Origin of the sequence: Pseudomonas sp. GOM7, from assembly GCF_026723825.1 — a bacterium.
Taxonomy (GTDB): domain Bacteria; phylum Pseudomonadota; class Gammaproteobacteria; order Pseudomonadales; family Pseudomonadaceae; genus Aquipseudomonas.
The window spans coordinates 3,284,724-3,310,497 of record NZ_CP113519.1 but is presented as its reverse complement, the minus strand read 5'-3'; the positions used below and the strand labels follow the sequence as shown (position 1 = coordinate 3,310,497).

The window sequence follows — 25,774 nt, the reverse complement described above, 5'->3', positions numbered from 1 at the left end:
TTTAGGCTTTTTTTGATGAAGAAACTTCTTTTCTTGGTTAACTCGGCTGATTTCTTCTTGTCGCATCGGGCGGTGATCGCAGTTGCTGCTAGAGGTATCGGTTATGAAGTGCATGTGGCTACTCCTCATGCCGATAGTGTCCAGCGCATTCAGGATATGGGTTTTCAGCATCACTCGATCGAGATGGAGAGAAGTGGGCAGAACCCTTTGAAAGAGTTGATGACGTTGGTTCAGATTTTTGGGCTGTTCAGGCATGTGAGGCCTGATATCGTGCATCTGGTAACCATCAAGCCTGTATTGTATGGGGGGGTGGCTGCACGCTTTCTACGTGTGCAATCCGTGGTGGCTGCAGTCTCAGGCTTGGGCACCGTGTTCACTGCAGATTCAGTGTTGGCTCGATTTCGCAAAGTGCTCATTTCCTTTTTATATCGTCATGCATTTAAACAGAATAAGTTGGTTGTGATTTTTCAAAATCCGGATGATCGTCAATTATTGCTGGATTCTGGTGCTGTGAGTTCTGAGCAAGCATGTCTCATACGCGGCTCTGGGGTGGATCTCGATAGTTACGGTTATTTTCCGGAGCCAGATGGTGTGCCGACTGTCGTCATGGCTGCTCGATTGCTCAAGGATAAGGGGGTATATGAGTATTTGGACGCCGCCAGGATATTGCGCCATCGGAACGTGAGCGTTAAGTTCAAATTGATCGGGGCGCCAGATCCAGGTAACCCGTCTTCCGTAACCTCTGAGCAAATTGAGCTATGGAAGAAAGAGGGGGTCGTTGAGCTGTCAGGCTACAGTGATCAGGTGGCTCAGCATTATACGAATGCTCATATCGTATGCTTACCCTCTTATCGCGAGGGTCTACCTAAAGGTCTGATCGAGGCTGCTGCCTGTGGCCGGCCCGTAGTCACCACCGATGTGCCTGGTTGCCGAGATGCCATCATTCCTGGGCAGACGGGGTTATTAGTTCCTGTAATGAATGCCGCTGCGCTTGCTGATGCTATACAAGCTTTGGTCGAGAGCCCGTCTTTACGTCAGCAAATGGGACTTGCTGGTCGTGCTTTTGCCGAGCGTGAGTTTTCTATCCATAATGTCATTTCTCAACATTTGGATATTTACCGTGGATCGGAGAAAGCATCATGACTCGGCAGAAGATCTTGATCACCGGTGCGAATGGATTTATTGGGACGGCTCTGGTTAGACGAATCGTCGATCATTCCAATTTTTCGGCGCTGGCCGCTTCTCGTAAGATCAACCCGGATTGGCCTCTCGGTGTGGAACATGTACATTTAGCGGAGCTTGAAACAGCTTGTTTTTCTGATTTCTTGAGTGGTGTCGATACAGTCGTACATTGCGCTGCTCGTGTACATGTAATGTCTGATCAGGTACCTGATCCTCTTTTTGAATTTCAAAAAATAAACGTCCATGCGACACTAAATTTAGCTCGTCAAGCGGCAGCAGCAGGTGTGCGGCGTTTCCTCTTTATCAGTTCAGTTAAGGTCAATGGTGAGTCGACCGAGCAAGGCAAGCCTTTCAGTCCTATTGATGTACCTGCTCCTGAGGATCCTTATGGTCTATCCAAGTTAGAGGCCGAACAAGGTCTTATGAGGTTGGCTGGTGAGACCGGAATGGAAATCGTCATCATCCGACCGCCCTTGGTCTATGGGCCGGGCGTCAAGGGCAACTTTGCCAGCCTGATCAAGCTCGTGAGCAAAGGGTTGCCGCTGCCATTAGGGGCTATTCATAACAAACGCTCTCTGGTGGGTATAGACAATCTGGTTGACCTGATCATCCGTTGCATTGACCATCCGGCAGCTGCCAATCAGGTCTTCCTTGCTGGGGATGGTGAGGATCTGTCAACGACCGAGCTTTTGCGTGGCGTGGCGGAAGCCATGGGGCGGCCCGCACGTCTGATTCCTGTGCCAGCGGCTTTGCTCAGCCTGGGTGCAGCGTTGTTGGGTAAGCGTGCCGTCGCTCAGCGTTTGCTGGGGTCACTGCAGGTGGATATCGGCAAAGCACGAGAATTGTTGGGTTGGGAGCCTCCCGTGTCTGTCAAAGAAGGATTGAGAAGGTGCGTTCGTGATTCGTCTGTTTGATGTTCTGTTTGCTTCTCTGGGATTGGTGTTCGGTTTTCCTGTCTTGCTGCTGATCTATGTGCTGGGCCTGTTCGATACAGGTTCACCTCTGTTTCGTCAGGAACGGGTGGGACGTAACCAGAAGCCTTTCATCCTGATCAAATTTCGCACCATGACGGTCGATACGGCCTCTGTCGCCAGCCACTTGGCTTCCAGTGCCTCCATTACGCGACTTGGTGCTTTTTTGCGTAAAACCAAGCTCGATGAATTGCCACAGCTTTGGAATGTACTGAAAGGGGAAATGAGTCTGGTAGGGCCGCGCCCAGGGCTGTTCAATCAACAGGAACTGACTGCAGAGCGGGCCTGTCGTGGTGTATTCAATGTGCGGCCGGGTATCACCGGGCTGGCTCAGGTGAGCGATATCGATATGTCGACACCGCAGTTGCTGGCAGAAACCGATCAGCGGATGATCCGTGACCTGACACTGGCGCATTATTTCAAGTACATCTTCATGACAGTGCTAGGCAAGGGCGCTGGTGATCGCGTGCGCTCTTCGTCATAAGCTTTGGGATCATTCTATTGGCCTAGGCAAGAGTGGTTGCTGATATTCATGCTCAAGGGATATGAAGAGAGGTTGTGATGCTGAAGGCTGCTGATCGCCTGCGTGAGCGCCTGATAGGGTTGTCGAGGCGCTCCAAGCGCATACTCCAGGTCATGACGGATGTCGTGCTGGTCTGGTGCGCACTGTGGTTGGCTTTCGTGGTGCGAATGGGGGAGTTGGATGCCGCTGATCCATTTGGTGAGCATGCATGGCTTTTTGTTTTTACACCCTTGATTTCCGTCCCCATTTTCATCCGCATGGGCATGTATCGGGCGGTGATGCGTTACTTCGGCAATGATGCGCTGAAGAGCATTTTCAAGGCCGTTTCCCTTTCTGCCTTGCTGCTGGCCTTGGCGGTCTATTGGTATCGAGACACGACAGCCGTGATACCTCGCTCCATGGTGCTCAATTATTGGTGGTTGAGTCTGATGATGATCGGCGGGCTGCGCTTGCTGATGCGTCAGTACTTCATGGGGGACTGGTTTTCTGCCGAGCGCCCCAATCGCCTGCAGATACGTGACCAGGGCCTGCCACGAGTGGCTATATACGGTGCCGGTGCGGCGGGGAATCAATTGCTGGCTGCGCTGCGTATGGGGCGTTCGCTGACGCCCGTTGCCTTTATCGACGATGATTCGTCGATTGCCAATCGTGCGATAGCGGGGCTGAGGGTCTACAAGCCCAAGCATATCCTGCAAATGATCGAGGAAACCGCCGCTCAGGAAATTCTTCTTGCGGTGCCTTCTGCTTCTCGCGCGCGTCGACGAGAGATCCTCGAGTTGCTCGGTCAGTACAGCTTGCATGTACGCAGTGTGCCGGGGTTCATGGATCTGGCCAGTGGCCGGGTGAAGGTGGATGACGTACAGGAGGTTGACATCGCCGACCTGCTGGGGCGTGATCCGGTGCCGCCGCAGAAGGCCTTGTTCGAGCGCTGCATTCGTAACCAGGTGGTCATGGTCACCGGGGCGGGGGGGTCGATTGGCTCGGAGCTCTGCCGGCAGATTCTTTCCAGTGAGCCTAAGACCCTGCTGTTGTTCGAGCACAGCGAGTTCAATCTCTACAGCATCCATGCCGAGTTGCTGGGCCGGATCAAGCGCGAGTCGCTTGCCGTTCAGTTGATCCCCATTCTGGGCTCGATTCGCAACCCGGAGCGGCTCGATGAGGTGATGTCGAGCTGGGCGGTGGATACGGTCTATCACGCGGCGGCGTACAAGCATGTGCCGATGGTGGAGCACAACATCGCCGAAGGCTTACTGAACAACGTGTTCGGCACCCTGTTCACTGCTCAGGCTGCAGTCAAGGCCGGGGTTGCACATTTCGTCCTGATTTCCACGGACAAGGCGGTCCGACCGACCAATGTGATGGGTAGCACCAAGCGTTTGGCCGAGATGGTGTTGCAGGCACTCAGTGGTGAACCGGCGCCTGTGCTCTGGGGGCGCGAAGAGAAGGTGCATCGGGTGAACAAGACCCGTTTTACCATGGTGCGCTTCGGTAATGTGCTGGGTTCTTCTGGTTCGGTGATTCCGCTATTCCATGAGCAGATTCGCCGTGGTGGCCCAGTGACGGTGACGCACCCCAATATCACGCGTTACTTCATGACCATTCCCGAAGCCGCGCAATTGGTGATTCAGGCTGGGTCGATGGGTGAGGGCGGTGACGTCTTCGTTCTGGATATGGGGCAGCCGGTAAAGATTGCCGACCTGGCGGAAAAAATGATTCAGCTCAGTGGTTTGAGCGTGCGCTCGGTCGATAATCCCCATGGCGATATTTCCATCGAGTTTTCGGGGTTGCGCCCCGGTGAGAAGCTCTACGAAGAGCTATTGATCGGTGACAATGTCAGCCCCACCGAGCATTCGATGATCATGCGTGCCAACGAAGAGATGTTGCCCTGGGCGCAATACAGGCAAGTGCTGCAGGCGCTGCATGAGGCGGTGGCGCGTGAGGACTACGAGCGCGTGCGGCAGCTTCTACGCGAGGTAGTCTCGGGCTATCGCCCCGAGGGCGAGATCGTCGATTGGCTTTACTTGCAGAAACGCACAGAGTAGCTCTACAGCCGGCATCAGTTGATGGCGCGGTAGCGGCATAGGGATACGTTAGTTAGTGAAGCAGGACTGAGTTCAGTGTTTTATGAATTGTTATACGCAAGTCTATAGTATGAGCTTCTTCGCATATTGTGAGGGAGCTACTTAAGCTTACTTGGGTTGCACTTTTTTCTGGGACGCTCTTAATGACAGCCTATGTTGTCTGGTTTTTTTAGCATATTAAGATTTCATTGCGTCTGCTGGTTGTGGATTCTGGGGGGTAAGACTGGTTGAGCGTGGAAAGGCGCGAAATTGTTATGGGGCTGGGTCTCTATTTAAAATACTATGAAGCGAGCTAATGCATACATATCCAACCTTCAATATATATTCAGAAGTTAATTTTGATCGTCCGTCGCTTAGAGTCGGCGTCATGCTTGACGGGTTAGATGTTCCTGCTTGGGTGGAAAAAGTACTATCGGACATAAAGTCTTCTGGTTTTGCTGAAATTTCACTTGTCCTATTGAATGCCAATGTTACAGAATCTCCGTTGCCCGCAAGTCGATTTAAGAGGCTAATAACTGGGCAGATGAAGAATGCGTTGTATTCTCGGTATATTTCATTTGATAATGCTAGGCATGGTCACCTTGTAACGGCTTTGCACAGCAAAAATGTATGCTATCTGGTTGATGGATTGCCCCTGCTTCAAATTAACAGTATTAGGGGGAGGTATGTTGATCGCTTTGTAGAGCGAGATTTGGAGATTATTGGTTCACATGATCTGGATGTTATTCTTAGGTTTGGGTTCAATATATTAAAGGGTGATATCTTAAATAGCGCTAGGTATGGTGTGTGGTCTTATCATCATGGTGACAATAATGAGTACAGAGGAGGGCCGGCTTTATTTTGGGAGATGTATGAGCGTAATCCACTTTCCGGAACGATCTTGCAAAAGTTGACAGAGACGTTAGATGGCGGTCAGGTTATATATCGCTCTTATAGCGCCACGGAGGACAAAATATGGCTGAGCGCAAATCGCAGTCGCACATATTGGAAGGCTGCTGCATATGTCATGCGTTGTTTGCGCAGTCTATATTTGCATGGGGAGAAGGGGTTGGTCGTAGAACCAGCGCAGCCCTATGATAAATCTATCTATAGAACGCCAACCAACTTGCAGATGCTGCCTTTTTTAGCTCGCCTGGCGTTTACTGTTCTTGCCTCTAAGTTAACAAAAAAAAGGGAGCAGTGGTTTATTGCTTATAGACCAAGGGTCAAGACTGAGTTGGCTGTGCCGAAGGTAGAGGGATTTATACCCTTGTTTCCTCCGAAAGATCGTTTTTATGCTGATCCCTTTCCTATTCAAGTTTCAGGTAGGAATTTTATCTTCTTTGAAGAGCTGAAGTATAGCGAAGATAAAGGTGTCATCTCTTATATTGAGCTTGACGAGGAAAATAAACCTTCTTCACCGAGGGTGGCTTTGTCTACTGATACTCATCTTTCTTATCCATTTCTGTTTGAGTGGAATGAGGAAGTGTTTATGATTCCTGAAACGGCACAGGGGCGAACAGTCACTCTATTTCGTGCTGTTTCCTTTCCGGCGGAATGGGAAGTTGTTGGGAATCTGCTAGAGAATATTAATGCTGCAGATGCGACCTTGATCGAGCATGAGGGCACTTGGTATATGTTTGTCAATGTCAGCGAGTGCGGGGGATCAACTTGTGATGAGTTGTTTCTGTTCTTTGCTGACTCCCCATTGGGGCCATGGATGCCGCATGCACTCAATCCAATAAAGTCTGATGTGCGTAGCTCAAGGCCGGCTGGTAAAATATTTAAACATGAGGGGCGACTTATTAGGCCGGCTCAAGACTGCTCTAAATCATATGGATATGCCATTCAGTTTTTTGAAATTGTTGAGTTGACCAGAGATGTTTTCAAGGAGGAGTTGGTGGGGCGGATAGACCCAGTTTGGTTAAGGGGTTTGAAGGGGACGCACACATATAATGTATCTGAGACTATTGAAGTTATCGACGGAAAAATTTTCCGCTAGAGGGCGACTAAAACGTAGGCCAGGCAGCCAACGCAAGGAAAAACAGGCGAAAAAGCGCGGTATGGTGCAATACCAGCAAGTGCTGCAGGCGCTCCATGAAGCGGTGGCGCGTGAGGACTACGAGCGCGTGCGGCAGCTTCTACGCGAGGTAGTCTCGGGCTATCGCCCCGAGGGGGAGATCGTCGACTGGCTTTATTTGCAAAAGCGCACGGAGAGTTGACAGGCTGCCATCATTGTGTATGTTGATCCATGTGGGCTAGGTGCCCTCGCATGGATCAACTGACGTAAGGATACATATCATGATGAACGTTCGTCTTGCTTCTCTGCTGTTTGCCGTTCTGGCTTCCTTCTCCCTGGCTGTTTCCGCAGCCGAAACCTCCAAGGCCGATGCCGCCAAGCCCGTTGCCGCTCAGGTGGCGCCGGCTACCATGGTCAATCTCAATACCGCCGATGCTGCGACCTTGCAGCGTGAGCTGGTGGGTATCGGCGAGACCAAGGCACAGGCGATCGTCGCATACCGTGAGCAGCACGGTAATTTCGCGTCGGTTGACGAGCTGTTGGAGGTCAAGGGGATTGGCGAGGCAACTCTGGAGAAGAATCGCGACAAGTTGAGCGTGAACTGACGCCTGGCGACGTTGCGCTGTATGAGGCCGGTCTTTTGACCGGCCTTTTTCGTTGTTAGGAGGAGGGCATTCACAACTTCGCTGTGAATGATCACGGATAAATCCGCTCCTACAAGGTGTGCTCTGGGTGAGAGTCCACAGGCGCAATAAAAAACTCAGCACTGGGCTGGGTTCTTGAATTTGGCTCCGCGACCTGGACTCGACAGCGAAGCTGAACGCGCTTTAGCGCGGCCCCGAAGGGGTGAGCGAAGCGAATAACCTGGGACGCAGTCCCTGGTGAGAGTCCGCCGAAAACGAAAAAGCCTCGGCATGAACCGAGGCTTTGAATTTGGCTCCGCGACCTGGACTCGACAGCGAAGCTGAACGCGCTTCAGCGCGGCCCCGAAGGGGTGAGCGAAGCGAATAACCTGGGACGTAGGCCCTGGTGAGAGTCCGCAGGCAATAAAAAACCCAGCACTGGGCTGGGTTCTTGAATCTGGCTCCGCGACCTGGACTCGAACCAGGGACCCAATGATTAACAGTCATTTGCTCTACCGACTGAGCTATCGCGGAACAACGGCGCGTATGTTACTGATTAAAAAAGGGAAGTCAACACCTTGCCGTGACTCCTGCCTGGCTATGATTCGGAACATTCGCGTTGGTGCTGTGGGAGGAGGGGTAGCCGCAACAGCAACTGCAGGTTACAGCCCCTCCCATAAAAAACGCCGGCTCAAAGACCGGCGTTTTTGTGGGCTAGCGTCGAGACTTACAGCACCGCATGAATCGCGCGGGTGACGCTGTCCAGGTTGCCGTTGTTCAGGGCAGCGACGCAGATGCGACCGGTGCCGACGGCGTAGATGCCGAACTCTTCCTTGAGGCGCTCGACCTGCTCCACGGTGAGGCCGGAGTAGGAGAACATGCCGCGTTGCTCGGCAACGAAGCCGAAGTCGCGCTTGGCACCCAGGGCAGCCAGTTGCTCGACCATGGCCAGGCGCATGTTGCGGATGCGTTCGCGCATCTCGCCCAGCTCCGCTTCCCACATGGCGCGTAGCTCGGGGCTGTTGAGCACGCTGGCGACCACAGTGGCGCCGTGGGTCGGCGGGTTGGAGTAGTTGGTGCGGATCACGCGCTTGAGCTGCGACAGTACGCGGGTAGCCTCTTCGCGGCTGCCGGTGACCAGCGACAGCGCGCCGACGCGCTCGCCATACAGCGAGAACGACTTGGAGAAGGAGCTGGAGACGAAGAACTCCAGGCCCGAATCGGCGAACAGGCGCACGGCTTCGGCGTCCTGATCGATACCGTCACCGAAGCCCTGGTAGGCGATATCGAGGAAGGGCACGTGCTCGCGCTCGCGCAACACTTCCAGCACGGCTTTCCAGTCTTCCATCTGCAGGTCGACACCAGTCGGGTTGTGGCAGCAGGCGTGCAGCACGACGATGGAGCGCGCCGGCAGGTTGCGCAGGTCTTCGAGCAGACCGCCACGGTTCACGCCGTTGCTGAACGGATCGTAGTAGCGGTAGTTCTGCACCGGGAAGCCGGCCGCCTCGAACAGCGCGCGGTGGTTTTCCCAGCTCGGGTCGCTGATGGCCACGGTGGCATCGGGCAGCAGGCGTTTGAGGAAGTCGGCGCCGATCTTCAGGGCGCCAGTGCCGCCCAGGGCTTGGGTGGTGATCACGCGGCCGGCTTCGATCAGCGCTGCGCCCTTGCCGAACAGCAGTTCCTGCACGGCCTTGTCATAGGCAGCGATGCCTTCGATCGGCAGGTAGCCACGCGGCGCATGGGCCTCGATACGTGCCTTTTCGGCTTCTGCGACGGCGCGCAGCAGCGGAATTCGCCCCTCCTCGTTGTAGTAGACGCCCACGCCAAGGTTGACCTTGGTGCTGCGGGTGTCGGCGTTGAATGCTTCGTTGAGGCCCAGGATGGGATCGCGCGGAGCCATTTCGACGGCGGAGAAGAGACTCATGATGGGTGCGGCAACTCGAGTGAGGGGTGGGAGGCCAGGCGTCCCCGACAAAAGCGCTAGGGGGCGCGTAATCGGGGCGTTAGTATAACGACCCTGAATCCAGGGGGCGACAGCGCAAAGCCCTGAATTAAGGCCTTTTGCCAGGTGATTCGACTCTACTTGAACCTATCGCCAGTTCGCCCTGCAATTCATGGCTTTTGACGCAGTCCGAAGAGAAGCGTCACAGTCATTCGTCGAGGTACTGCATGTCCGAGTTTCAGTTGGTGACCCGCTTCAAACCTGCCGGCGATCAGCCCGAGGCGATCCGGCAGATGGTCGAGGGACTGGAGGCCGGGCTTTCGCACCAGACCCTGCTGGGCGTCACCGGCTCGGGCAAGACCTTCTCCGTGGCCAACGTGATTGCCCAGGTGCAGCGCCCCACGCTGGTATTGGCGCCAAACAAGACCCTGGCCGCGCAGCTCTACGGTGAATTCAAGGCCTTCTTCCCGAACAACGCGGTGGAGTATTTCGTCTCCTACTACGACTACTACCAGCCGGAAGCCTATGTGCCGTCGTCCGACACCTTCATCGAGAAGGACGCCTCGATCAACGATCATATCGAGCAGATGCGTCTTTCCGCGACCAAGGCGCTGATCGAGCGCAAGGACGTCATCGTGGTCTGCACCGTGTCCTCGATCTACGGTCTGGGCAGCCCCGAGGAGTACCTGAAGATGGTGCTGCACCTCGACCGTGGCGACAAGATGGATCAGCGCGCGCTGCTGCGCCGCCTGGCCGAGCTGCAGTACACGCGCAACGACATGGATTTCGCCCGTGCCACCTTCCGTGTGCGCGGCGACGTGATCGACATCTTCCCGGCGGAATCGGATCTGGAAGCCATCCGTGTCGAGCTGTTCGACGATGAGGTGGAGAGCATCAGCGCCTTCGACCCGCTGACTGGCGAGGTGATCCAGAAGCTGCCGCGCTTCACCTTCTACCCCAAGAGCCACTACGTCACGCCGCGTGAAACCCTGCTGGAGGCGGTGGAGCACATCAAGGCCGAGCTGCAGCAGCGCCTGGAATACCTGCGTGGCGCCAACAAGCTGGTGGAGGCGCAGCGCCTGGAGCAGCGCACCCGCTTCGATCTGGAGATGATCCTCGAGTTAGGGTATTGCAACGGCATCGAGAACTACTCGCGCTACCTCTCTGGTCGCCCGGCCGGCGCGCCGCCACCCACCCTGTACGACTACCTGCCGGACGAGGCGCTGCTGGTGATCGACGAATCCCACGTCTCGGTGCCGCAGGTTGGCGCCATGTACAAGGGCGACCGTTCGCGCAAGGAAACCCTGGTGGAGTATGGCTTCCGCCTGCCTTCGGCACTGGACAACCGGCCGATGCGCTTCGAGGAATGGGAGTCCGCCTGCCCGCAGACCATCTTCGTTTCCGCCACGCCCGGGCCCTACGAGGGCGAGCATGCCGGGCGGGTGATCGAGCAGGTGGTGCGCCCCACCGGCCTGGTCGACCCCGAGGTGGAAGTGCGCCCGGCGCGCACCCAGGTCGACGACCTGCTGTCGGAGATCCGTCTGCGTGTTGCGGTGGGCGAGCGCGTGCTGGTCACCACCCTGACCAAGCGCATGGCCGAGGATCTGACCGACTACCTGGGTGACCACGACGTCAAGGTGCGCTACCTGCACTCGGACATTGACACGGTGGAGCGGGTGGAGATCATCCGCGATCTGCGCCTGGGCACCTTCGATGTGCTGGTGGGCATCAACCTGTTGCGCGAGGGCCTGGACATGCCGGAGGTGGCGCTGGTGGCCATCCTCGATGCGGACAAGGAAGGCTTCCTGCGCAGCGAGCGCTCGCTGATCCAGACCATTGGCCGCGCAGCGCGCAATCTCAATGGCAAGGCCATCCTCTACGCCGACAACATCACCGGCTCGATGCGCCGAGCCATCGACGAGACCGAGCGGCGTCGCGCCAAGCAGGTAGCCTTCAACGAGGCCAACGGTATCGTGCCCAAGGGCGTGCAGAAGGACATCAAGGACATCCTCGAAGGTGCCGTGGTGCCGGGGGCGCGCAGCAACAAGCGCAAGGGCATGGCCAAGGCCGCAGAGGAGAGCGCCCGTTACGAGGCCGAGCTGCGCTCGCCGAGTGAGATCACCAAGCGTATTCGCCAGTTGGAGGAGAAGATGTATGCCCTGGCTCGCGACCTGGAGTTCGAGGCCGCAGCGCAGTTGCGCGACGAGATTCAGAAGCTGCGTGATCGCTTGTTGCAGGTGTAGCGCAGCCACTCCCATTCCCGGATTGCATCCGGGCTACCTGCTGAGCCAAAACCTATCGCGAATAAATTCGCCTACGGGTTCGGGCGGTTATGGGAGCCAAGTTCTGTAGGGTGGATCACGCTTTACCGATCCACCGCCTTGGTGGATGTAAAAAGCGGCATCCACCCTACGACCGGACTCAATGCGCCGCGCTGGCCCCAGCCATGTTCTGCGGCAGCTTTCGTGTCAGCAGAATCGCCAGCATGCTCACCGCTAGGGCGATGCCGATGGCATGGAAGGCATCGTTGTAGGCCATGATGGTGGCCTGTTCATGGGCGATCTGGCTCAGCCTGGCCAGTGCCGCCTGTTCGCTACCCAGGGTCTGTGCCAGCAGGTGCAGGCGTTCGTCCACCTGCGGGTTGGTCGGCACGATGGATTCGCGCAGGTAGTCGAAATAGACCTTGGTGCGGGCGTCCAGCAGGGTGGCCAGCAGGGCGATGCCGATGGCGCCGCCGAGGTTGCGCAGGATGTTGAACAGACTGGAGGCCGAGCCGGCATCCTGCGGCAGGATGTAGGCTGTGGCGATCAGCGATACGGTGACCATCACCAGCGGCTGGCCAAGCGCGCGGACGATCTGGATATGGTTGAACTGCGGGCCGGCGAAGTCCGGGTTGAGTACGCCGGAGAAGAAACTCGCCGCGCCGAACAGGGCGAAGCCCAGGGCGCACAGCCATTTCGGCGAGATGATCTTCATCAGCTTGGGCACCAGCGGAATCAGGAACAGCTGCGGTATGCCCATCCACATGATCACCTCGCCGATCTGCATGGCGTTGTAGCCCTGGATTTGTGCCAGATACAGCGGCAGCACGTAGATCGAACCGTACAGCCCCACGCCGAGCCCCAGGCTGGAAATGCTGGACAGGCCGAAGTTGCGCTCGCGCAGCACGCCGAGGTTGATCAGCGGGTTGGGGCGGGAAAGCTGCAGGATGACGAACAGGATCAGGCTGACCAGCGCCACGCTGCCCAGGCCCACGATCAGTTGCGATTCCAGCCAGTCCTTGCGGTGACCTTCCTCGAGAAACACCTGCAGGCAGCCCAGGCCCAGGCCCAGAGTGAGGATGCCGGCGTAGTCGGTGGTCTTCAGCAGCTCCCAGTGCGGCGCCTTCTTCTCCAGGCCGTAGAGCAGGCCGGCAATCATGATCAGGCCAGGCGGGACGTTGATGTAGAAGATGTATTCCCAGCCCCAGTTCTCGGTCAGCCAGCCGCCGAGCGTGGGGCCGATGGAGGGGGCGAAGGTAGCGGTGATGGCGAACAGCGCCATGCCCTTGGCGCGGTGATGCTCGGGTAGCTTGATCAGCGTCATGGTGAACGCCAGCGGGATCAACGCGCCGCCGGTGAAGCCCTGCAGGGCGCGAAACACGATCATGCTCTCCAGGCTCCAGGCCATGGAGCACAGCAGCGAGGCGATCAGAAAGCCCACTGATACCCACACCGCCAGGCGCCGCGCCGAGAGCAACTGCACCAACCAGGCGGTCAGCGGAATCATGATGATCTCGGCCACCAGATAGGACGTGGAAATCCACGAACCTTCCTCCAGTGTGGCCGATAGCGCGCCCTGGATGTCCTTGAGCGAGGAGTTGGTGATCTGGATGTCCAGCACCGCCATGAAGGCGCCGAGCATGGCGCTCATCACGGCAATCCAGTCGCGTCGGCTGGGTTCAACCGTCGCGCGGATCAGGGCATCACCCGCCATGGTGTTGGTCGCTGCGCAGGTCGACGCTGACTTCCACCGACATGCCGGGGCGGATCAGACCGTGCAGCGGGTTGTCGGCGGCGAAGGTCAGCTTCACCGGAATGCGCTGCACCACCTTGGTGAAGTTGCCGGTGGCGTTGTCCGGCGGCAGCAGGCTGAACTGCGCGCCGGAGGCGGCGAACAGGCTGTCGATGCGGCCCTCGATGGGGGTGTCGGGGTAGCTGTCGAAGCGCAGCTCGGCTTTCTGCCCCGGGCGCATCTGGCCGATCTGGGTTTCCTTGAAGTTGGCCTGCACCCAGATGTCCTGGTCCGGTACCAGCGATAGCAGGTAGGCACCGCTCTGCACCACCTGGCCTTCACGCGCCGAGCGCTGGCCGACGAAGCCGCTGATCGGCGCATGAATCTGCGTGCGCGAGAGGTTGAGATCGGCCTGTTCCAGGTCAGCCTGAGCGGAGAGAATCTGGGCGTCCAGGCGCTTGATCTCGGCCTCCAGGCTGGCCACCTGCTGACGCTGCGCCTGCAGATCGGCCTGCGCCTTGGAGACTTGCGAACGGGCCACCCGGTTGTCGGCAGCCAGGGTGGTGACGCGCTCTTCGGAGACATAACCGGGCTTGCGCAGGGTCTGGGCACGGTTCAGATCCAACTGCGCGCGCTCCAGGGTCGCCTGACTGGCGGCGACATCGGCCTGGCTGGCGGCGATCAGGCTGGCCTGCTGGTCGAGCTTGCTCTGCGCCTGGGCGCGTTCGGCCCGATGGGTGTCCAGAGCGGCGACGGCGCGCTGGTGCGCCAGACGAAAGTCGGCATCCTCCAGGGTGACCAGCAGTTCGCCGGCTTCCACGTGCTGGTTATCGTGCACCAGCACTTGTTCGATGCGTGCATTCAACTGGCTGGAAATGCGCGTGATCTCGCCCTGAACGTAAGCGTTGTCGGTACTCTCGTGGTAGCGCCCGACCAGCAGCCAGTGGCCGAACAGGGCGGCGATTATCAGAACCAGCAGGGTCACGAAGATGAGAAGACGGCGTTGCAGTTGGACGGGCATGCATGAGGCTCGAGGGGAAACGGAGTGAATGTAAGCAAATTTAACAGTGTTCCGCTGGCGCTAGTAGAGGCTAGACTGGGCATGCTTTGTTGCTTATGAGGAACAATCATGGGGCTGGATGACGCATTGATCTTCACCCGCGTGGTGGAGTGCCACAGCTTCACCCAGGCTGCCGTCAGCCTGGGCATGCAGAAATCCACCGTGAGTCGGCGCATCGTCCTGCTCGAGGAGCGCCTCGGTGTACGCCTGCTCAATCGCACCACACGCAAGCTGCGCCTGACCGAAGTGGGCCAGGCCTATTACGAGCGGTGTCGGCAGATCATGCTCGATTTCGCCGAGGCCGAGCAGGCGGTGATGCAGCTACAGCACGAGCCATCGGGCCTGTTGCGCATCAGTGCGCCCATCGAGTTTGGCCAGTTGTTCCTCGGCCGCGTGCTGGGCGAGTTCATGCGCCAGTACCCGCAGATCAATGCCGAAGTGGAACTGACCTCGCGCCTGGTGGATCCGCTGGAGGAGGGGGTAGACATCGCCATTCTGGTCGGTCAGCCACAGGACTCCAGCCTGATCGCACGCAAGCTGTTCGAGAGCGGTCGGCGTCTCTGCGCCAGCCCGGCCTACCTTGCTGCCCATGGTACGCCGCGCAGCGTGGCGGAGCTGGAGGGGCATCGGGCCATCCTCTTGCAGCACGACGCGCCGCGTTACTGGCCGCTGCTGGATGCAAGCGTGCCCTGCCAGCGGGTATTGACCTGCAACAACATCACGTTCGCCCGTGAGGCGGCGGTGGCTGGGGCGGGCATCGCCGGCCTGCCGGTGATGATCAGTGAAGACGCGGTGCGCAGCGGACGCCTGATCGAGCTGCTGCCCGATGCGCGGTTGCCGGTGGGGGAGATCTACGCGATCTATCCGTCACGGCGTTTCCAGGCGATGAAGGTCAAGGCCTTTCTCGACTTCCTCATCGCTGCCTTGCCCATCACCCGTGGCGGGTTGCTGGAGCCGGGGCCGGTCAGCCTGCTAACATCGCCCGCTTGATTCACCCTCGTGTCTTCCTTCCGAGAGCATTCATGACCACCGTTCGTACCCGTATCGCGCCATCGCCGACTGGCGATCCCCATGTCGGCACTGCCTATATCGCGCTGTTCAACCTGTGCTTCGCTCGTCAGCACGGTGGCCAGTTCATCCTGCGTATCGAAGACACCGACCAGTTGCGCTCGACCCGTGAGTCTGAGCAGCAGATCTTCGATGCGCTGCGCTGGCTGGGTATCGAATGGGACGAGGGCCCGGACGTTGGTGGCCCGCATGGCCCGTACCGGCAGAGCGAGCGTGGCGAGATCTACCAGAAGTACTCGGACGAATTGGTCGCCAAGGGCCATGCCTTCCCGTGCTTCTGCTCCGCCGAGCGCCTCGATGAAGTACGCGCGCAGCAGATGGCCAACAAGGAAACCCCGCGTTACGACGGTCACTGCATGCATCTTGACCCGGCCGAGGCGCAGCGCCGTATCGCCGCGGGCGAGTCCCACGTGGTGCGCATGAAGGTGCCCAGCGAGGGCGTCTGCGTGGTGCCGGACATGCTCCGTGGCGATGTCGAGATCCCCTGGGATCGCATGGACATGCAGGTGCTGATGAAGGCCGATGGCCTGCCCACCTACTTCCTGGCCAACGTGGTCGACGATCACCTGATGGGCATCACCCACGTGCTGCGCGGTGAAGAGTGGCTGCCGTCGGCACCCAAGCTGATCAAGCTCTACGAATACTTCGGCTGGGAGCAGCCAGCACTGTGCTACATGCCGCTGCTGCGTAATCCGGACAAGAGCAAGCTGTCCAAACGCAAAAACCCCACCAGCATCACCTTCTACGAGCGCATGGGCTATCTACCGCAGGCCATGCTCAACTACCTCGGTCGTATGGGCTGGTCGATGCCGGACGAGCGCGAAAAGTTCTCCCTGGCCGAGATGATCGAGCACTTCGACATCAACCGGGTATCGCTGGGCGGGCCGATCTTCGACCTGGAGAAGCTCTCCTGGCTCAACGGCCAGTGGCTGCGTGAGCTGCCGGTGGAAACCTTTGCCGCCGAAGTGCAGAAGTGGGCGCTCAACCCCGAGTATCTGATGAGGATCGCGCCGCACGTGCAGGGCAGGGTGGAGACCTTCAGCCAGATCGCACCGCTGGCCGGCTTCTTCTTCTCCGGCGCGCTGAACCTGGACGCCAAGCTGTTCGAGCACAAGAAGCTGTCGCCGGATCAGGTGCGCCAGTTGATGCAACTGATCCTGTGGAAGCTCGAAGCGTTGCGCCAGTGGGAGAAGGACCGTATCACCGGCTGCATTCAAGCGGTGGTGGAACACCTGGAGCTGAAGCTGCGTGATGCCATGCCGCTGATGTTCGCCGCCATCACCGGCCAGGCCAGCTCGGTGTCCGTGCTCGATGCCATGGAAATCCTCGGCCCGGATCTGACCCGTTTCCGCTTGCGCCAGGCGCTGGAGCTGCTTGGCGGTACCTCGAAGAAAGAAACCAAGGAGTGGGAGAAGCTGCTGGCCAGCATCGGTTGAAGGCTGCGTAGGGGGGGCGCCATGCGCACCGATGCTCAACAGCCCAGGCGTTCGAGCACAGGGTTGGCTGTAAGTAGTTGTTCTAGTGGCAAAAAATTTTGCCCGTCAGGAAAAATGTTGTTGACAGGCACTCGGGGCGCTCTTAACATGCGCCCCGTCCTCGAGATGGGGCTATAGCTCAGCTGGGAGAGCGCTTGCATGGCATGCAAGAGGTCAACGGTTCGATCCCGTTTAGCTCCACCAATCTCGGCTCCTTCGGGAGTGCCAGAATCGATGTGAGTCGGTTCACGATCAGGGTCTTGCGTCCCCTTCGTCTAGTGGCCTAGGACACCGCCCTTTCACGGCGGTAACAGGGGTTCGAGTCCCCTAGGGGACGCCACTTATTCCAGCCGCAACGCTCAGGCGTTGCAGCCGACCGCAAGGTTTCGGGGCTATAGCTCAGCTGGGAGAGCGCTTGCATGGCATGCAAGAGGTCAACGGTTCGATCCCGTTTAGCTCCACCAAACACTGACCAGGCCAGCCAAGTGCTGGCCTTGTTCATCGAAGGTTCCGTCCCCTTCGTCTAGTGGCCTAGGACACCGCCCTTTCACGGCGGTAACAGGGGTTCGAGTCCCCTAGGGGACGCCATTTTCCAGTCGCAGCGCGCAGGCGTTGCGAGCCGACCGCAAGGTTTCGGGGCTATAGCTCAGCTGGGAGAGCGCTTGCATGGCATGCAAGAGGTCAACGGTTCGATCCCGTTTAGCTCCACCAATCGCAAACGAGGCCAGCCTAGTGCTGGCCTCGTCATTTCGCCCCTTCGCACTGGTTTTTCGTGGTGCTCGCAGGGGCGCAGGAACATCATTTTTTGCCGCGTTTGCGGAACCAGGGGCTGCTTCTTCGGAAGCGGCCCCTTTTTGTTTGTGGGCACTGCTCAGGCGTTGTCGAGCGCTTGCTCTTCGTAACAGGCCACACGGTTACGGCCGCCTGCCTTGGCGCGATAAAGCGCGCGGTCAGCGAGGTCGAGCCAGTGTTCGCCGCAAGCGGGGGTGCTCGGCGTTCCGGCATGCAGGCCGATGCTCAGGCTCAGCGGGATCGACTGCTGTTGATAGGGGCAGGGATTGCTGGCCAGGTCTTCGCGCAATTGTTCGGCCAGGTCGAGCGCGCCGGTCATATCCGTACTGTCGAGCAGGGCGACGAACTCTTCGCCGCCGAAGCGCGCTAGCCAGTCGCTGCTGCGCAGACGCTGGCGGATGCGCTGGGCGGCATGGCGCAGGCAGGCGTCACCAGCCAGGTGGCCATGCCGGTCATTGACCTGTTTGAAATGATCCAGATCCAGCATCAGCACGGCCAATGGTTGCTGGCTGCGCATGGCGCGGAAGCAGGCACGTGTCAGCTCCTCGCTCAGTGTCTGCCGGTTGAGCAAGCCGGTGAGACCGTCATGACGATTCAACTCCGCCAAACGCTGGTTGGCCTGGGATAACTGCTGCAGAGTGTCCTGCAGGGTTGCGGTGCGCTCCTGGACGCGTTGCTCCAGGTTTTCGCTGATCTGTTGCTGCAGCTCCAGGCGTTTGGCCTGTTCGAGGCCGAGGCGGCGTTCCTGCTCGATCAGCTTGGCCTGGGCCTGGCGTTTGGCCTGTTGCGCCTGGCGGATGCGCGCGGCGAGAGCGATGGAGAACACCGTCATCTCGATCAGCCCACCCATCTGCTGGGCGTGCAGGGTCAGTAGCGAGTAGGGCAGCAGGCCCGTGCCAGTGAGGATGCTGGCGAGGCTGGCGGTGATCAGCACGAACCAGCCGAGGGCGAACAGGCGTGCCGCTGTATAGCCTTCGCGCCAGCGCAGCAGGGTGATGATGAAAGCCACGGGGGCGCAGGCGATCAGCAGCGCGAAACTGCCGAACAGGGCCGGTGTGTAAGGGCCGAACAAGGCCATGCCCAACACCAGCCAACAACAGGCCTTGAGCGCCTGGGTTGTCCAGCGATAGGCCTTGGGGGCCTTGTCCAGTTCCAGTACCCCATAGGTGAAATGGATGCCGAAGAGCGTCGCCAGTGCCGACATGAACGGGAAGCTCAACTGCTGCCAGGCCAGGGCGTTAGGCCACAACCATTGCTGGGCGAAACCGAGCTGGATGAACTGGTAGAGGCTGAAGCTGGCGACGAACAGGCTGTACCAGAGGTAATTGCGGTCGCGGGTGATGCAGAAGATGCTCAGGTTGTAGATGAGCATCGCAATCAAGGCACCGAAGAACAGGCCTTGCAGCAACAGGTTGAGTTGTTCCTGGTGGTTGAAGGTTGCGTGTGTCATCAGGCTGGCGCTGAGGTTGGCCGAGCCTGCGGTCTGCATGCGCAGCCAAATACGCTGCTGCTCGCCAGGCTCCACTCGCAGCGGCAACAGCAACTGGCGGTGTTCGAGCCAGCGCCAGGCAAAGGGGCGCTGGTCGCCGGCGCGGTAGATGCGCTCACCGTCCAGGCCATAGGCATCCAATTGGTCGAGCAGCGGATTGCCGATCACCAGTATCCAATCCAGCGAACGGTCGTGCGGATTATGCACGTCCAGACGCAGCCAGTAGGCATTGCCGCCGTAGCCGAAGCTGGCATCGCGCCGGCCCACGGCTTGCCAGGCGGAGTCGGGCAGGGTGCTGACCTGCTTGAAGTCGGCCTGGCCGTTCGGATCCTTCCAGACGAACATGTAGGGGCCAGGTAGCATCTGGGTGTGATCGGCCGGCAGCGGCAGGCTCTTGGCCCAGGTCAGTGCAGGTAGCAACAGCAGCATCAATAGGCGCAGGGTGGCAGTCAATTGCTCGTTCTCGGGCTCTCAGGCAAGTGCATCGCGCATTATGGCGCGATGAGATCATGGGGAGAAAGCTCTGGCGCTGCAGGGATTGGCTGTGCGTCGTATCATGGCGGCCCCGTGCGCAGTACCACTCAGCTCGGCGCGCGACCGGCAAAACTGGAGGTATAGCCATGCAGTGGGAGTTGCCCAGCCCCTTCGTCATCGACATCGAGGTGACTGCCGAGGACATCGATGGCCTTGGCCATGCCAACAACGCGGTCTATGTCACCTGGCTGGAACGCTGCGCCTGGCGTCATTCGCAGTTCCTGGGACTGGACCTGGTCGAATATCGCCGCCTGGATCGGGCCATGGCCGTGGTGCGCCACGAGATCGATTACCTGGCCAGTGCCTACGAAGGGCAGCACTTGCAGATGGCCACCTGGATCGTCGAATCCGACCAGCGCCTGAAGATGGATCGGCGTTTCCAGTTGCTGCGCCCGGAAGATGGCATGACCCTGCTAAGAGCCAAGACCACCTTCGTCTGCATCGAGTTGTCCAGCGGTCGACCCAAGCGCATGCCGGCGGAGTTCATCGAGGGTTATGGCAGGGCCTTGCTGCCAGTTTCTGTGCCGCAGGCGTAATGTCATTCATTCGAGTCGTGGTGCGAGAAACACCTGATCGGGTTCCACCTTTACCTCGAACTGGCGGGTTTCCCCCGGGTTCAGCAGTATCGACTGCATGGTCTGCGGGCCAGTACCGCCGCAATAGCCTTCCGGTGAAATCGCCACGGCCAGACTCTGTTCCCCGCTGGGCAAGTCCAGGCTGGTACGTTCCCCCGGGCCGAGCGTGGCCACCACTTGCTGGTTGACGTACAGCTCCACGTCACAGGCGTTCGGTGCCTGCTCGTCGCGGCTGACGATCAGCCGGGCCGGGGCATCGGCCACCGGATCCGATGGCGGGGGCAGATTTTCGCTGGCCTGAGTCGTCATGCAGAGCAGGCCGAGCAGGGCGCATATGACAGGGCGCATGGGGGCTCTCCGTTTGCAATGTGGCCAGTTTCGCCCATCTTGCGTGGCGCGCGCGACCCCTTAAACTGTGCGCCCCCTTTTTCCGGATCACCTCATGCAAATTGCCCTGGCGCCCATGGAAGGGCTGGTCGACGAGATCCTGCGCGACCTCCTCACCCGCATCGGCGGAATCGACTGGTGCGTCACCGAGTTCATTCGTGTCAGTGAGCGGCTGTTGCCTGCGGCCACCTACCACAAGCTGGCGCCCGAGCTGTTCGACGGTGCGCGCACTCGGGCCGGTACGCCGATGCGCGTGCAGTTCCTTGGCTCCGACCCGCAATGCCTGGCTGACAATGCCGCCTTCGCCTGCACCCTCGGGGCACCGGTGATCGACCTCAACTTCGGCTGCCCGGCCAAGACGGTGAACAAGTCGCGCGGCGGCGCCGTGCTGCTCAAGGAGCCGGAGCTGCTCCACGCCATCGTCCGCGAGGTACGGCGCACGCTGCCGGCCGAGATTCCGGTGACGGCGAAGATGCGGCTGGGCTTCGAGGACAAGAGTGGGGCGCTGGATTGCGCCCGTGCGCTCGCCGAGGGTGGTGCGAGTCAGATCGTGGTGCATGCGCGCACCAAGGTCGAGGGCTACAAGCCGCCAGCGCACTGGGAATGGGTGGCGCGGGTGCAGGAGGTGGTAGCGGTGCCGGTGTTCGCCAACGGCGAGGTGTGGACGCTGGAGGACTGGCGTCGCTGCCGGGAGATCAGTGGTGTGGAGGACATCATGCTGGGGCGCGGCCTGGTGTCCCGCCCTGGCCTGGCACGGCAGATCGCGGCGGTCAGGGCGGGGCAGGCGCCGGAGGAAATGAGCTGGGCCGAGTTGCAGCCGCTGTTGCAGGACTTCTGGCAGCAGGCGCGGCGCAAACTGGCGCCGCGCTATGCGCCAGGCCGACTGAAACAATGGCTGGCGATGCTCACCCGTACCTACCCGGAAGCCGTGGCCTTGTTTGCCGAGATACGCCGTGAGCAAGATTGCGAGCGCATCGACCGGCTGCTGATGCCCTCCAGCTAAGGTCTCGTAGCCTGGATGAAATCCAGGGAGGCGCATTTTCCCGGATTACATCCGGGCTACGGTTCGGCTCTTGGTGCGCACGGCGCACCCTACGCCATCCACAACCTTGCGCGCGGTGATCGTGCATGCCTTGAAATTCTTCTGGCCGCCCCTAGATAAGTCACTGCGGGATGCCGAAGTCGGGTTCCGCATCGTGAAACTTGCTGAAATCAGGAGAATACTCATGAGCAACGTACTTTCTTTGGCCCCTCTGTTCCGCCAATCCGTCGGTTTCGACCGTTTCAATGATCTGTTTGAGTCTGCCCTGCGCAGCAACGATGCCGGCAGCTCCTACCCGCCCTATAACGTCGAGAAGCATGGCGATGACCACTATCGCATTGTGGTCGCGGCTGCTGGTTTCCAGGAAGAAGACCTGGAGCTGCAGGTCGAGAACGGTGTGCTGAGCGTGGTGGGCAACAAGCGTGACCGTAGCGCCGAGAGCATCAGCTACCTGCACCAGGGCATCGCCCAGCGCGCCTTCAAGCTGTCGTTCCGCCTCGCCGACCATATCGAGGTCAAGGGCGCCAACCTGGCCAACGGCCTGCTGAGTGTCGAGCTGGAGCGCATCGTGCCGGAAGAGGCCAAGCCCAAGCGCATCCCCATCGGCAGCAACCAGCGTCCGGCGCTGGAGGACAACTGATCCGGTCGGATGCATGAACGGAAGGCGCCCCACGGGGCGCCTTCTGCATTTCAGCCGCGCTGCCGGCTCAGCAGGGCGCGGAATTCGCCCTCCGGCAGGGGCTTGCTGAACAGGTAACCCTGGTAGTGATGGCAGCCTTGCGCGCGCAGAAAGTCCAGTTGCTCCTGCTTTTCCACGCCCTCGGCGATCATTTCCAGGTTGAGGCTGCGCGCCATGGCGATGATGGCGCGAACGATCTCGGCATCGTTGGTATCGTGGTTGGCTTCGCGCACGAAAGACTGGTCGATCTTCAGCATGTCCACCGGCAGGCGCTTGAGGTAGGTCAGCGAGCTGTAGCCGGTGCCGAAGTCGTCCATGGCGAAGCTGACACCATGCTTCTTCAGGCGCAGCATCTTGCCGATGGTGTCCTCGATGTTCTGGATGACGATGCCTTCGGTGATTTCCAGCTTGAGCATGGCATTGGGCAACTGGCTTTCGCGCAGGCAGTTGGCGATCCGTTCGACCAGCTCGTGCTGGCGAAATTGCCGGGGGCTGATGTTGACGCACAGGCTGAACTGGCCGGCGCTGATCAGCTCATCTGCCAGCAGGCGGGCGCAGACGTGGCAGGCTTCTGCCAGCACCCAGCCGCCCACCTCGATGATCAGGCCGCTTTCCTCGAGCACTTCGATGAAGTGCAGCGGCGAGAGGATGCCCTGTTCCGGGTGGCGCCAGCGCAGCAGAACCTCCGCCCCGGCGATGCGGTCGCTGCTGGCGTCCACCTGTGGCTGGAAGTACAGCTCGAATTCGCCGCGGGCCAGGGCCAGGTGCAGCTCGCTCTCCAGGCGCAGGCGTGCACTGGCGGCGTCCTGCATGGTGCTGCGGAATAACTGGATGGTGTTGCGCCCGGAGTCCTTGGCGCGATACAGGGCGATATCGGCGCGTTTGAGCAGATCTGCCGGGTTGTCACCATGATCGGGAATCAGGGCGATGCCGATGCTGGGCGTGACCTGCAGTTGGTGGCCGTCGAGCAGCATCGGCTGGGCCAGCAGATGGCGCAGCTTTTCCGCCACCTGGCGCACCTGCCGGGTGGCTTCCGAGCGTTTGCTTTCCAGGCCGGAGATCAGCACGACGAATTCGTCACCGCCCAGGCGGGCGACGGTGTCCTCTTCGCGCACGCTAGCCTCGAGGCGTGCGGTGATCAGGCGCAGTACGGCGTCGCCCACCGGGTGGCCGAGCGAGTCGTTGATGTGCTTGAAGTGGTCGAGATCAATGAACAGCAGGGCACCATGCATGGCCAGGCGTTTGTGCAGGGCGATCTGCTGGGTCAGGCGCTCCATCAGCAGGGCGCGGTTGGGCAGGTTGGTCAGGGCATCGTGATAGGCCAGGTGTTGCACCTGTGCCTGCGCCTGCTTCAGTTCGCTGATATCACGGGCGGTGAGCAGCAGGCAGGGGGTGCCCTCGATTTCGATGGGCTGCACGGAGACATCCACCAACAACACTTCGCCGTTGCGGTGCCTGCCGTGCATTTCCCGGTGTAGTACCTGGCCGTGTAGCAGCAGATCCTCGATCATCTGCCTGCGCTCTTCCGGGCAGGCCCAGATGTTCAGCTCGTAGACAGTCTTGCCGACTGCCTCCCAGTCTTCGTAACCGGTGATACGGGTAAAGCCCTGGTTGACCTCGATATAGCGCCCGCTGTCGCGCTCGCTGATGATGATGGCGTCGGGGCTGGAATAAAAAGCCCTGGCGAACTTCTCCTCCGAGGCTTTTAGGCGTTGCTCGCGCTGCACGCGCTCGCTGATATCGAGCAGGGTGCCGACCATGCGCAGTGGCTGGCCGGCTTCGTCGAGCTGCAGTTTGGCGGTGCTTTCCAGAAAGCGCAGATTGCCTTTGTCCAGATTGACCCGATAGGTCACCTGATAGTGCGTCTGCCGTTGCTCCACCAATTGCAGATAGCTCTGGCGCAGGTTTTGGCGATCACTCATCGGTACGTGGTTGAAGAAGCTCAGAAAGTCGCCGTCGAAGGGGGTGGCCGGCAGCCCTTGCAGTTCTGCCGCGCGGGCACTGGCGTACAGGCGTTGCGTTGGAATGTGCCAGTCCCAGGTACCCAGCTCGGCCGAATCCAGGGCCAGTTTGAGACGCTCCTGGCTTTCTTTCAGGGCCCGTTCCTGTAAGCGTTGCTCGGTGATGTTGCGAATGGTCAGGATCAGATAAGTATTGCCGTCCAGCTCGATGGGGCCGCCGAACAGCAGGTTGCTGCTGGTGCTGCCATCGCGGCTGTGCAGGCGCACTTCGAGGTTGTTCAGCTGGCCATCGTGCAGGGCGTCGAGCATGCGCTGGCGCTCGCTGGCCGAGCCCCAGATGCCCAGCTCCAGTGAGGTGCGGCCGATGGCCTCGGTATTCGTCCAGCCAAATTGCCGCTCGAAGCTGGGATTGATCTCGATGAAGCGCCCGCTCGCGATATCGGAAATGGAGACGGCATCGGGGGTGTGCATGAAGGCTTTGGCGAACTTCTCCTCACTGGCCCGCAGGGCATTGTCCGCCCGTTTGCGCGCGCTGGTGTCGAGGAAGGTGCAGAGCAACATGTTATCGCCTTGCAACTCGATGTACTGACTGGAGAGCACGCCGTCGAGGATGGTGCCGTTGCGTGTGCGCAGTTGCACTTCCTGGATCAGCGGGTCACGGCTGAGCGGGGCTTGCTGGCGCAGTTGCTCGCGTTGTTCGCTGTGCACCCAGATGTTCAGTTCATGGGTGCTACGGCCCAGCACCTCATCGCTGGCCCAGCCGAAGGCCTGGGAAAAGTGCTGATTGACCTCGAGGATCTCGCTGGTTTCGTAGCGCACCAGCATCATGATGTCCGGGCTCAGACGAAACAGGCTGGCGAAGCGCTGTTCCGACGCACGCAGGGCGGCGGCGCGTTCCTGTTGCGCGCTGATGTCACGGATCACGCCGAACATGCGTTGGCTGCCGTCTGCCTCTTGTCGCAGGCTGCCGGTGATTTCCAGCCAGTGCAGGCTGCCATCGGGCCAGCGAATGCGATGGCGCAGGACATCGAAGATCTGTTCGCCCCTGACGATGGCGTCGAACTTCGCCAGAATCGCGGGGCGTTCTTCTTCCGGAATCAGCTCGAAGTAGTTCAGTGGTTGCGTGACCGGCCGGTTGGGATCCAGGCCGAACAGTGCCTGAGCGCCGCGTGACCAGCTCACCTGGCCGCTGCGAATGTCCCAGTACCAGGTGCCGAGATGGGCGCCATTGAGAGCGGCCAGCAGGCGCTGCGCGTCTTGCCAGGTTTGCTCGAATTCGGCGGGATCCATCGCCGGAATGTAAGGCAAGGGCGGAGTCTGGTCAGTCGATCTGGCCATGGCCGAGCCGTCCTCCGATGGTGCGCGGTGCGCATGATGAATATGTGTTCTTGGTATTGT

General features: G+C 59.6%; 18 protein-coding genes, 6 tRNA genes and 1 pseudogene. 18 read left to right on the top strand and 7 right to left on the bottom strand.

The window, feature by feature from the left end:
* The first annotated feature begins 15 nt into the window (after positions 1–15).
* The 7 genes and pseudogenes from OU800_RS14495 to OU800_RS14465 all read left to right on the top strand — a co-directional run bounded on the left by OU800_RS14495 (position 16) and on the right by OU800_RS14465 (position 7,361).
* On the top strand, positions 16–1,143 hold the full coding sequence (locus OU800_RS14495) for a glycosyltransferase family 4 protein (protein WP_268177995.1): 1,128 nt from the start codon (positions 16–18) through the stop codon (positions 1,141–1,143).
* Complete coding sequence (locus tag OU800_RS14490) at positions 1,140–2,096, top strand: UDP-glucose 4-epimerase family protein (protein WP_268177994.1); 957 nt, start codon at positions 1,140–1,142, stop codon at positions 2,094–2,096. Before OU800_RS14495 ends, OU800_RS14490 begins: the two co-directional genes overlap by 4 nt.
* On the top strand, positions 2,080–2,637 hold the full coding sequence (locus tag OU800_RS14485) for a sugar transferase (RefSeq protein ID WP_268177993.1): 558 nt from the start codon (positions 2,080–2,082) through the stop codon (positions 2,635–2,637). The genes OU800_RS14490 and OU800_RS14485 overlap by 17 nt, the downstream gene beginning before the upstream one ends.
* A gap of 77 nt (positions 2,638–2,714) precedes the next feature.
* Positions 2,715–4,718, top strand: coding sequence for a polysaccharide biosynthesis protein (locus OU800_RS14480; protein ID WP_268177992.1), 2,004 nt, complete (start codon positions 2,715–2,717; stop codon positions 4,716–4,718).
* A gap of 334 nt (positions 4,719–5,052) precedes the next feature.
* On the top strand, positions 5,053–6,738 hold the full coding sequence (locus OU800_RS14475; protein ID WP_268177990.1) for a glucosamine inositolphosphorylceramide transferase family protein: 1,686 nt from the start codon (positions 5,053–5,055) through the stop codon (positions 6,736–6,738).
* Positions 6,739–6,817: 79 nt separating this feature from the next.
* A pseudogene (locus tag OU800_RS14470) lies at positions 6,818–6,958 on the top strand (hypothetical protein); the annotation flags it as partial.
* Positions 6,959–7,037: 79 nt separating this feature from the next.
* Positions 7,038–7,361, top strand: a complete 324-nt coding sequence (locus tag OU800_RS14465) for a ComEA family DNA-binding protein (RefSeq protein ID WP_268177988.1) — start codon at positions 7,038–7,040, stop codon at positions 7,359–7,361.
* A 476-nt stretch (positions 7,362–7,837) separates the two neighbouring features.
* Here OU800_RS14465 and OU800_RS14460 read toward each other — a convergent pair.
* A tRNA-Asn gene (locus OU800_RS14460) sits at positions 7,838–7,913 on the bottom strand.
* 193 nt (positions 7,914–8,106) lie between these two features.
* A complete protein-coding gene (locus OU800_RS14455; protein WP_268177987.1) occupies positions 8,107–9,303 on the bottom strand; it encodes an amino acid aminotransferase in 1,197 nt (398 codons plus the stop codon).
* Between the two features lie 245 nt (positions 9,304–9,548).
* Between OU800_RS14455 and uvrB the strand changes: the two genes are divergently transcribed.
* On the top strand, positions 9,549–11,564 hold the full coding sequence (gene uvrB / locus OU800_RS14450; RefSeq protein WP_268177986.1) for an excinuclease ABC subunit UvrB: 2,016 nt from the start codon (positions 9,549–9,551) through the stop codon (positions 11,562–11,564).
* A gap of 178 nt (positions 11,565–11,742) precedes the next feature.
* On the opposite strand, the gene OU800_RS14445 is transcribed toward uvrB, so the two are convergent.
* Entirely contained in the window at positions 11,743–13,236 is a 1,494-nt protein-coding gene (locus OU800_RS14445; RefSeq protein ID WP_268184331.1) for an MDR family MFS transporter, read from the bottom strand.
* Between the two features lie 49 nt (positions 13,237–13,285).
* On the bottom strand, positions 13,286–14,335 hold the full coding sequence (locus tag OU800_RS14440; RefSeq protein WP_268177985.1) for an HlyD family secretion protein: 1,050 nt from the start codon (positions 14,333–14,335) through the stop codon (positions 13,286–13,288).
* A 108-nt stretch (positions 14,336–14,443) separates the two neighbouring features.
* Here OU800_RS14440 and OU800_RS14435 point away from each other — a divergent pair, with 108 nt between their 5' ends.
* The 7 genes from OU800_RS14435 to OU800_RS14405 all read left to right on the top strand — a co-directional run bounded on the left by OU800_RS14435 (position 14,444) and on the right by OU800_RS14405 (position 17,628).
* A complete protein-coding gene (locus OU800_RS14435; protein ID WP_268177984.1) occupies positions 14,444–15,364 on the top strand; it encodes a LysR family transcriptional regulator in 921 nt (306 codons plus the stop codon).
* A 32-nt stretch (positions 15,365–15,396) separates the two neighbouring features.
* Entirely contained in the window at positions 15,397–16,878 is a 1,482-nt protein-coding gene (gltX, locus tag OU800_RS14430; RefSeq protein WP_268177983.1) for a glutamate--tRNA ligase, read from the top strand.
* Positions 16,879–17,045: 167 nt separating this feature from the next.
* Positions 17,046–17,121, top strand: a tRNA-Ala gene (locus OU800_RS14425).
* A 60-nt stretch (positions 17,122–17,181) separates the two neighbouring features.
* Positions 17,182–17,257 (top strand) — tRNA-Glu (locus tag OU800_RS14420).
* 48 nt (positions 17,258–17,305) lie between these two features.
* Positions 17,306–17,381, top strand: a tRNA-Ala gene (locus tag OU800_RS14415).
* A gap of 48 nt (positions 17,382–17,429) precedes the next feature.
* Positions 17,430–17,505: transfer RNA gene (locus OU800_RS14410), tRNA-Glu, on the top strand.
* A 47-nt stretch (positions 17,506–17,552) separates the two neighbouring features.
* Positions 17,553–17,628, top strand: a tRNA-Ala gene (locus tag OU800_RS14405).
* A gap of 160 nt (positions 17,629–17,788) precedes the next feature.
* On the opposite strand, the gene OU800_RS14400 is transcribed toward OU800_RS14405, so the two are convergent.
* Entirely contained in the window at positions 17,789–19,651 is a 1,863-nt protein-coding gene (locus tag OU800_RS14400) for a sensor domain-containing diguanylate cyclase (protein ID WP_268177982.1), read from the bottom strand.
* 167 nt (positions 19,652–19,818) lie between these two features.
* Between OU800_RS14400 and OU800_RS14395 the strand changes: the two genes are divergently transcribed.
* Positions 19,819–20,268, top strand: coding sequence for an acyl-CoA thioesterase (locus tag OU800_RS14395; RefSeq protein WP_268177981.1), 450 nt, complete (start codon positions 19,819–19,821; stop codon positions 20,266–20,268).
* A 6-nt stretch (positions 20,269–20,274) separates the two neighbouring features.
* Here OU800_RS14395 and OU800_RS14390 read toward each other — a convergent pair whose 3' ends face one another.
* Complete coding sequence (locus OU800_RS14390; protein WP_268177980.1) at positions 20,275–20,655, bottom strand: hypothetical protein; 381 nt, start codon at positions 20,653–20,655, stop codon at positions 20,275–20,277.
* A 94-nt stretch (positions 20,656–20,749) separates the two neighbouring features.
* Between OU800_RS14390 and OU800_RS14385 the strand changes: the two genes are divergently transcribed.
* A complete protein-coding gene (locus OU800_RS14385; RefSeq protein WP_268177979.1) occupies positions 20,750–21,697 on the top strand; it encodes a tRNA dihydrouridine synthase in 948 nt (315 codons plus the stop codon).
* Positions 21,698–21,920: 223 nt separating this feature from the next.
* Positions 21,921–22,376, top strand: coding sequence for an Hsp20 family protein (locus tag OU800_RS14380; RefSeq protein WP_268177978.1), 456 nt, complete (start codon positions 21,921–21,923; stop codon positions 22,374–22,376).
* 50 nt (positions 22,377–22,426) lie between these two features.
* Here OU800_RS14380 and OU800_RS14375 read toward each other — a convergent pair whose 3' ends face one another.
* Positions 22,427–25,714 carry a sensor domain-containing protein gene (locus OU800_RS14375; protein WP_268177977.1) on the bottom strand — a complete coding sequence of 1,096 codons (3,288 nt, stop codon included), beginning with the start codon at positions 25,712–25,714 and terminating at the stop codon, positions 22,427–22,429.
* Positions 25,715–25,774 lie beyond the last annotated feature (60 nt).